At 44.5% G+C, this 8,478-nt stretch carries 6 protein-coding genes; all 6 read right to left on the reverse strand.

The window, feature by feature from the left end:
- Positions 1-89 precede the first annotated feature (89 nt).
- Positions 90-2,312, reverse strand: a complete 2,223-nt coding sequence (locus AC1WIP_RS07255) for a glycoside hydrolase family 65 protein (protein ID WP_481141223.1) — start codon at positions 2,310-2,312, stop codon at positions 90-92.
- Entirely contained in the window at positions 2,309-4,021 is a 1,713-nt protein-coding gene (locus tag AC1WIP_RS07260) for a glycoside hydrolase family 2 protein (RefSeq protein ID WP_481141224.1), read from the reverse strand. The genes AC1WIP_RS07255 and AC1WIP_RS07260 overlap by 4 nt, the downstream gene beginning before the upstream one ends.
- Before the next feature lie 29 nt (positions 4,022-4,050).
- Positions 4,051-4,968 (reverse strand): ArsR/SmtB family transcription factor, encoded by a 918-nt coding sequence (locus tag AC1WIP_RS07265; RefSeq protein ID WP_481141225.1) that lies wholly within the window; start codon positions 4,966-4,968, stop codon positions 4,051-4,053.
- An 18-nt stretch (positions 4,969-4,986) separates the two neighbouring features.
- Complete coding sequence (locus AC1WIP_RS07270; protein WP_481141226.1) at positions 4,987-5,826, reverse strand: carbohydrate ABC transporter permease; 840 nt, start codon at positions 5,824-5,826, stop codon at positions 4,987-4,989.
- Entirely contained in the window at positions 5,826-6,692 is an 867-nt protein-coding gene (locus AC1WIP_RS07275; RefSeq protein ID WP_481141227.1) for a carbohydrate ABC transporter permease, read from the reverse strand. Before AC1WIP_RS07275 ends, AC1WIP_RS07270 begins: the two co-directional genes overlap by 1 nt.
- A gap of 121 nt (positions 6,693-6,813) precedes the next feature.
- Positions 6,814-8,184, reverse strand: a complete 1,371-nt coding sequence (locus tag AC1WIP_RS07280) for an ABC transporter substrate-binding protein (protein WP_481141228.1) — start codon at positions 8,182-8,184, stop codon at positions 6,814-6,816.
- Between the last annotated feature and the right edge of the window lie 294 nt (positions 8,185-8,478).

An 8,478-nucleotide genomic window follows, 5' to 3' on the forward strand; every position in this document is an offset into this window, starting at 1 on the left:
TTGTTATTCTCATCTGTCCCATGCCTTAAAATGAAGCTTGTCAGAAGCGGCTCTCACTCCATCCAAGTCAAATATAATACCTTTCTATTTCATTTTAGCAGATACTCCTTCTCATACAAATATAGCTTCAAGGGGCTGCCCTTCTCCAACGTAAGCCTGCATCCTTCTCTTGATACTTCCACCAAAATACGCCTGCCCTGATAGAAAATTTTAAAGCGATAGCCCTCCCACGCCTCAGGAAGAGTGGGCGCAAGAAACAAACCCGCTTCTTTGATTCGCAGCCCACCGAAACCATATACCACCGCCATGTAGCTCCCTCCCATATTGGCCGTATGAATCCCGTCCTTTGTATTATGATGGGTATTGAACAAATCAAGCTTTGCTGAATCTCCAAAATAATGGTAGGCTTTTTCCTCCATACCCAGACGCGAAGCCATGATGCTGAACACTGCCGTAGAAAGGGAGGAATCATGGGTGGTAATTTTCTCGTAATACAAAAAAGATTTTCTGATCGTCTCCAGACTCTGCATATCCTCCAGAATAAAATGAGCCATCACCACATCGGCCTGCTTGCACACCTGATGTCTGTACAAATACAAAGGATGATAATGCAAAAGCAGGGGAAATTTATCCTTTGGCGTTTCGGAAAGATTCCACATCTTTTTCTCCAAAAAGCTGTCGTCCTGCGGATTGATTCCCAGCTTTTCATCATAAGGCAGATACATATGCTGTGATGCCTCCCAAAATCCCGCAAGCTCCTCCTTCTCTGCAAAGGTCTGCCCTCCCAGAATCTCATCAAACCTGACTGTCCAATACAAATGATACTTTGCAAGCACATTGGTATAATAATTGTTATTCACCATACAGGTATACTCGTCCGGCCCTGTCACCTCATTTATTCGAAAGCTTCCCTCATGCCATGTGCCCATGTCCATCCACAGTCTTGCAGTCTCTACCAAAATCTCCATACCCTTGCTGCGGATAAATTCCAAATCCCCGGTAGCCAGATAATACGCAATCACGGAATAAGCAATATCTCCATTTATGTGATACGCTGCAGAGCCAGACGGAAAATAGCCCGAGCACTCCCTTCCCATAATCGTTCTCCATGGATAAAGGGCGCCCTTTTTATGCCCTAAAATAGCAGCATTCTCCTTTGCCTGCAGGAGGGTTGCATAACGGTAAGAAATAAGGTTTTTTGTTATGTCCGGATCTGTCAGCAGAAAATATGGCTCAATATACATTTCCGTGTCCCAGAAATAATGTCCCTCATAGCCTTCTCCACTCAGCCCCTTTGCGGCAATATTACAATACGCATCCTTTCCTACAGACTGCAGAAGCTCATACATATTGTAGCATACCGCTCTGTTCTGCTCATCATCACCCAAAATCTCTAGCTGGGCTTTTTCCCAATAGTCATCCAGATATTCTTTCTGCTCTCTGTAAAGCAATTCCACAGGAAGCTGTATCAGCTTTCTCAGGCAGTCCTCCGCCGCCTCCCGGCACCTGTCGCTTCTGATGGAATCTGCGAAAACCGTGTATTTATAAACCACCGCTTCCTGCCCCTTTTGCACATCAAAGCTGATTTTTCTTGTTACACTATGATCCTTTTCCTCCGTGCACATCCTATAGGGAATGCAGACTTTATGGTACACTGCGGTACACACAGACAGTCCTGATTTTACGGTTTTGGTTTCCAAAAGAGATATTTCCTCATTCGCAAATTGATAAACAGGCAGCAGATAATGCTGCCTCTCCCCTGCCACACGAGGGTCCTCGGGGTTGTAATAATTTTCTACATCGCCGCTGTGCAGACTTTCCAGCAGCACAGGTCCGGAAAAATTCAATGGCTTAACACTGTAGCGCATCAAAAACAAAGGCAGCCTGATAAAGGATGTCATCCTCCTGCAGCATACCTCTAATTTTTTCCCTCCAGGGGATGTCCAGACCACAGACCGTTCCGTCCATCCCTCCTCCATGTTGAGCGTGCGCCTGTTTTTTTCCAGCGTCCCTTCAAAAACGGAAAATTCCTCTCCATCAAGAGACAGCCTGATGGTCTGTGTGTCCACAATATTTAAAATGGTCTGCTTCTCCTCCGTCAATCCACAGAGCTTCTCCGCCTGGTTCATTGCAGTAAAATCATAAAAGCCATTTATATAACTGCCCCTGACGCTGGACACCTTCTCTGGAACACCCTCCTCCAGACAATTTCGAACTCCGATATATCCATTGGCATTGTGAAAAATGCTTTCCTGTACCAAAATTTCCTCGCTGCTTATGGGTGCATTTTCAATCTGATATATTTTTTTCATTCACTTTTCTCCACAGCCGCTTTCTTACTGTTTACCCCAGCAAGCCACTCAAGATCAAATTTGGGTTCTCTATCGTAGGTATAAAGTCCGTTTTTTTCCTGCTCTACGTCCGTCAACTGTGTATAACAAAAACCACATATATTTGGATTATTTAAGAGCGCATCTGTCAGCCCCTCATACCTTTTCCGAAATTCCTCCATGTTTTCAGGCCGGTTGCCGTAACCCCAGCTGTCACTATCATTTATTTCCGCCCACCAAATTCCTCCGTACTCGCTGACAAAGTATGGCTGTCCTTCATATTTTTCCCTTTCAGGCACATTGACCCAGCTTTTTTCTGTCCCCGCCGCTTTCATGTGATCTGAAAAAATTTCCACGTCCTGTTCATAGTCATGTACATCATAGATGTCCGTGACCTCATGGGTAAATCCGCTGGCATCAATCACAGGTCGAAGCGGATCAAGCCGTCGTGTCAACTCATACAGCGCCCTCAAAACATCACCGCTTCTGTCCGCTGCCGTTTCATTTAAGGGGCACCATCCTATGATAGAAGGGTGCGAATAATCACGCGTTACAGCCTCCGTCCATTCCCTTTGTAAAGCAAGATAATTAGATTCCTTTTTTTCAATACCCGCGTCGGGAAATTCTCCAAAAACCAAATACCCCAGCCTGTCGCAATGATAGAGAAATCTCTCCTCAAATATTTTCTGATGCAGCCTGGCTCCGTTAAATCCCGCTTTCTTGGAAAGAACGATATCCCTGACCAAATCCTCTTCATCAGGGGCCGTATATATCCCACGAGGATAGAAGCCCTGGTCCAAAACGAGACGAAGAAAAATTTTTTCCCCATTTAGCAGAAACGCTTTCCCATCAAAGGCTATATCTCTCATACCAAAATAGCTCTCTATCTCGTCTCCCTTTGCCTCTTTGTCATACAGTGCCAGCTGGCACTCATATAAAAAAGGGGTATCCATATTCCATAAAATCCAATTCTCACGAATCAGCTCTGTGTGAATGTACCTTCCGTTTACCGCTACCCATTTTTTCAGCACCATTTCCTCTTTCTCCTTCACGGTCAGCAGTGCTTTGCCGGAAAACCAAGTATTGAGTCCGGCCTCGAAGGTAACGGTTCCCTCCAATGCATGAGGTGTGATACGAAGCGATTCCACATATACCGGGTCTACCCATTCCATCCATACAGTCTGCCATATACCCGTGGTTCTTGTATAATCACACACTCTGGAAAAATAGGTAGGAGACTGTTTCCCCCTTGGCTGTTTCCCAGACCGGTTATCATCCTTTGCATAAACCGTTAGCAGATTGTTGCTGTTTTCCAGAATGTAGTCCTGTATTTCCATACTAAAAGATGTATATCCGCCTTTATGCACACCTGCCTTTTTTCCGTTCACATACACTTCTGTCTCATAGTCACAGGCCCCAAAGCAAAGCCGCAGCACAGGTTTTTCTCTTTCTCCAATAAAAAAGCTTCTCTGATAAGCCACCGCGTTCATAAAATCCTTATTGCCGATTCCCGACAATTCTGATTCCGGGCAAAACGGAACCTGTATCTTTCTGTTATAATTTTTTTCTGCAAACAATCCTCTTTCCTTTAAGGAAAGACCGGAATCAATGGTAAAATCCCAGCTTCCGTTAAGGCAGATATAACTGCTTCTCTTCAACTGGGGACGCGGATATTCTGTTCTGCTCAACATATCCTCTGTCTCCTTTTCCTTATCATAGTCTATTCATATTCCATCTTTAGTCTGATATCTTGTTCGTAATTACCAAATTTACGTCCAAAAAGATTAATTCCACCCACGTTTTTGGCTTCCGGCTTAACACCGATACGCACCTTTATGGATGCACTCTCCCGCAGCCTCAGATCTTCAATGGTAACATTGCTCACTCTTACTCCATCTATGTAACTGCCCCCAGGCGTAACAATCCACCTCTTATGCTGTCCGTACTGCGTCAGGTTAGAATCCCACCATGCCGGATTCAAGAGCCCTCGTTTATCCCCAAAATCTCCGGGAGATGTAAAGGTTCCAATTAAAACATGGTTTACCTCCACATAAATGTCACTTGGCCATTCCGCATTATACCCGGGAGCTTCAGCACACACCTCCATGGAAATTTCAAAATTTATGACGGAAGCGTTCTTCGGAAGCCTGTTGGGAAAGCGGTACTCCAGATACCCGCTGGTAAACCAGATAATCTGAGCGTCACTGGCCTCCGGATCATAAAAGCTTACGGGATCGTCCACATAGCTTATGATGCTGGCCGCCGAAGCAAGCCCACAGGTAGGCTGAATCTCAAAATCTGAAAAACGCCCAATTGGCATGTCCTGAATAATGGTATTGGATTTCTCGGGAAAATCTTCATCTGCCAGGTGAAGCAAGATGTTATCCACACTTTTAACACATACCTTTTTGAGCCCTCTCTTCGCCGGCCGCATCTCACACCTGACCAGACCTGCATCCTCCAGCTGCTTTACATTGGCCGTGACGGTGGAAAGCGGAACGGAAAACCTTTCGCTTATCTCGTTCAGCGATATTTCTCCCTCACAAAGAAGCCGGAGAATCTTAAGCCGTAAGTCACTGGCAAGAGCCGATGCTATATTTTTTATTTCCTCAAAAGATACGTTTTTTGTGTTCTGCATTGTTTTCCCCTTCGTACTTTATTTGTTTCCCGTGTTTCCAATTCCCTCCATGATAAATTTCTGGAAAAGGAAAAAGAAAATAATTGTGGGAATCACTGACAAAAAGCTGGCCGTCATAGGAAGCTGGAATCCGTCACCCATGCCTGAGCTCTTGAAATAAGGAAGACCTACCGTCACAGTCATACTCTCTTCGCTTGTAACAGACAAGAATGGCCACATAAAAGAATTCCAGCTGCCAAGAAAGGTTAAAATAGCAACTGTTGCAATCGTCGACTGTATCAGCGGAACCGTAATCACAGCCAGAAGCCGCATACTCCCACAGCCGTCCATCCTGGCCGCCTCAAACAGCTCCTCTGGAAGGCTCTCTATGGCATTCATCAAAAGGATAACCGACAGCGGAGCCGCCAGAAAAGGAAGGATTAGAGAGGGCAGATTGTTCAACAGCCCCAAATCCATACAGAGGGTAAACAGTGGGACAAGCATGGCCTCCGCAGGAATCATAATTCCCGCAAGTAAGAGAAAATACACTACCCCTCCAATGGGACTTTTCTTCACAGTCAGACCAAAGGCTGCCAGGAGAGACAACACCACCACTCCTGCTGTGGTAAGGATAGCCACAATAAAACTATTGGCCATCCACTGCATGATTGGAGCTCTCTCAAAGACCTCCCCATAATTTTCCAGCGTAAAGGGAGGCGTGAACCAATCTCGCACATCATAAATCACACTGTTTTGTTCCTTTAGGGTTGCAGCGACCATAAAAATCATGGGGACCATCCATATAAAAGCCAGAAGATAAATAAAAAAGTCCAATATCTTCGCCTTTTTTGTTCTTTTCTTCTCTCCCCTTGCAGCCATTAATCCACCGCCTCCTTGCTTTTGCCCAAACGGCTTTGTAATATAGATAATACCAAAAGTATCAGGAAAATGACAACTGATATTGCACTAGCGAATCCAAACTGATAGCTCCCCAAGCCTCTGTCATAAAGGTACTGCATAACCGGCATGGTGCTTCCCGCAGGACCTCCCTTTGTCACCAGATAAATCTGTGAGAACACCTTAAAGGAAGATACAATCTGCAGAAAGGTTACTACCTTAAAGGTACTTCCCATCTGCGGAATGGTAATCCAGAATATCATTTTCAGTCCCGATGCTCCGTCAATGGCGGCCGCCTCGTACACATAAGAAGGAATACTCTGCAGTCCTGCCAGAAAAATAAGCATATTGAAACCCACCGTCCACCAAACGGTAATCAGCACAACCGAGAACCAGGCAAGCCCTTCCGTCCGAAACCAATAAATAGTGTCTCCTCCAAACAGATTAATGATGGAATTCACTAAGGAACCATATCCCCCCAGCACACCGGACCATATAATTGCAACCACTGAAACCGAAAGTACATTAGGAAAAAAGAAAATGGTTCGAAGAACCCCCACCAGGGGCATCTTTCTGTTGACAATCAGCGCAAAGATAAATCCAAGAACCACAAGAGGAATTGTGGAGTAAACAACAAACATTACCGTATGCAGCAGGGAGCTGTAAAATTCTGGGTCTGTAAAAACCCGCACATAATTGTCAATTCCTATGAACGTATGTCCTTTCAACAGGGACCAGTCAAAAAAAGACATATAGACGCCTCTGAAAAAAGGAAACAAGGTAAATAAAAAATATACCGCCAAAAAGGGAAGCAGAAATACAATATTTTTTACTGTCGATCTTTTCATATATGATTTACCCCTTGCCCGTTTCATGTCCATGCAGCAGGCTTATAAAAAACACCCTCTGCACAGACATCGGCCCGGGCTTTCGCAGCTGACGGATATTCCGCTATCAATGATTATTCAGCTATTGATTATCTGTCGCCAGTCCTTCGTGAATCAGCGCCGCAGCGTCCTCAGATGTAATCGTCGCCCTGTCGGCATATATTTGTTCAAAATTCTGAAGCGTCTTTGCAGGACTTAGCAGCCAGCACTTTTTAGAACCGGACATATAGGTCAAATTATTTACGCTGTCCTTATAGTCCTGCACAAAGGGAAGCGCATTGTACTCTGCCGATTCAAACACAGTTTTCGTAGTGGGAAAATGTCCCGTCTGCATCCACTTTCCGGAATTTACCATCCAATCCACGAAATCAATGATCGCCTGTTCCTTTTGGGGAGTGCGGCTCTCCTGTACCGGGAATACAAAGCTGTGGGAGTCTGCAAAGGTTTTCTGATTGTCAAAAAGCTGAGGAAAGCTCATAACACCCATATCTCCCTCAAGGGCCGTATTAAAGGCATAAAGATCGCTGGTCAGATTAATGACAAAGGCAGATCTTCCCGCTTTAAAATCCTCCCACTGGTTATTATACACCCCTGCATAGCCGTCATTATACAGCGTAAGCAGAGCTTCAATGGCCTCCTGGGAAGCCTCGTCGTCAATGGTCAGCTCGTTTCCGTCATCACTTAACAGGGAGGCTCCCCCAAGCTGAAGATAAAAGGTATACCACACCTTATAGGGAACATCTCCATCTGTCTGAAGCCCTAAAGGCCACACATCATCATTGTTATCATCGTTTGTGTTGACTTCCAAGGTCTTTACCTTATCAAGAGCTGCCAGCAGATCGTCAAAGCTGTTGATTTCAGGCTTTTCATCCGGCGATGAAATCACGCCTGCCTCTGTCAGAAGCCTCGTGTTATAAAACAGCAGGAACCCATGAAAATCAAAGGGGACTGCATATGCAACGCCATCTACCTGTGCATTTTTATCCACATCATTGATAAAGTCATCCCAGTTTATAGATTCTGCTCCATTTATCTCTGAAAGCGGTTCTATCACACCCTGATCAGCCAGCTGCATCAGTCTGGTTACATGAGAAATACACACGTCAGGCGCTTCTCCTGACAAGACAGAAAAAGACAGCTTGTTGTAGTACTCTCCCCAATCCTGAATATAATGCTTTACCGTGTACCCGGTGTCCATCGCGTTATATTCTTCTATCATGGCGTCAATCAGCTCTCCATCGCCGCCGCCAAGCATGCTCCAGAACACGATTTCATTATCCCCCTCTTCCGCTACAGCTTCGATCTCCTGGGACGCCTGAGTTTCCTGTACAGATGCCTCTTCCCCGGACGCCTCAGAGGATGCTGTGCTTTCCTGTGGCTGCTGACTGCTGCCGCAAGCCGTCAGTGAAAAAACAATTCCAAGAGTAAGCATAAACTTTAATGCTTTTTTCATATAAATCCTCCTCTTTTTCATGATAACTTTGTAATTGTTAAGTTTCTAATTGATAATTTAGTTAGCTAACTATTATTATTGTTTCTTCAAGCAAAAAGTAGCATATTTTTTGTGCATTGTCAACATATTTTTTGCGAAAAAATCCCTATTTTTTATAACTAATTGATAATATTGTTATCTTTTTATATTTTGTAATATTTTCTCTTGTTTCTAACAGAAAAATTTATTAGAGTCTCTAGCATTTCTTAATTGCAGATAGTGTTGGAATAAAAATAGAAAAAGCTAACCATAGAG

The sequence above is a fragment of the Acetatifactor sp. genome (assembly GCF_982438285.1).

Bases quoted from the DNA above. Each gene is read 5' to 3' on its own strand.
- AC1WIP_RS07255 (WP_481141223.1), bottom strand. From the start codon at position 2,312: ATGAAAAAAATATATCAGATTGAAAATGCACCCATAAGCAGCGAGGAA.
- AC1WIP_RS07260 (WP_481141224.1), bottom strand. From the start codon at position 4,021: ATGTTGAGCAGAACAGAATATCCGCGTCCCCAGTTGAAGAGAAGCAGT.
- AC1WIP_RS07265 (WP_481141225.1), bottom strand. From the start codon at position 4,968: ATGCAGAACACAAAAAACGTATCTTTTGAGGAAATAAAAAATATAGCA.
- AC1WIP_RS07270 (WP_481141226.1), bottom strand. From the start codon at position 5,826: ATGGCTGCAAGGGGAGAGAAGAAAAGAACAAAAAAGGCGAAGATATTG.
- AC1WIP_RS07275 (WP_481141227.1), bottom strand. From the start codon at position 6,692: ATGAAAAGATCGACAGTAAAAAATATTGTATTTCTGCTTCCCTTTTTG.
- AC1WIP_RS07280 (WP_481141228.1), bottom strand. From the start codon at position 8,184: ATGAAAAAAGCATTAAAGTTTATGCTTACTCTTGGAATTGTTTTTTCA.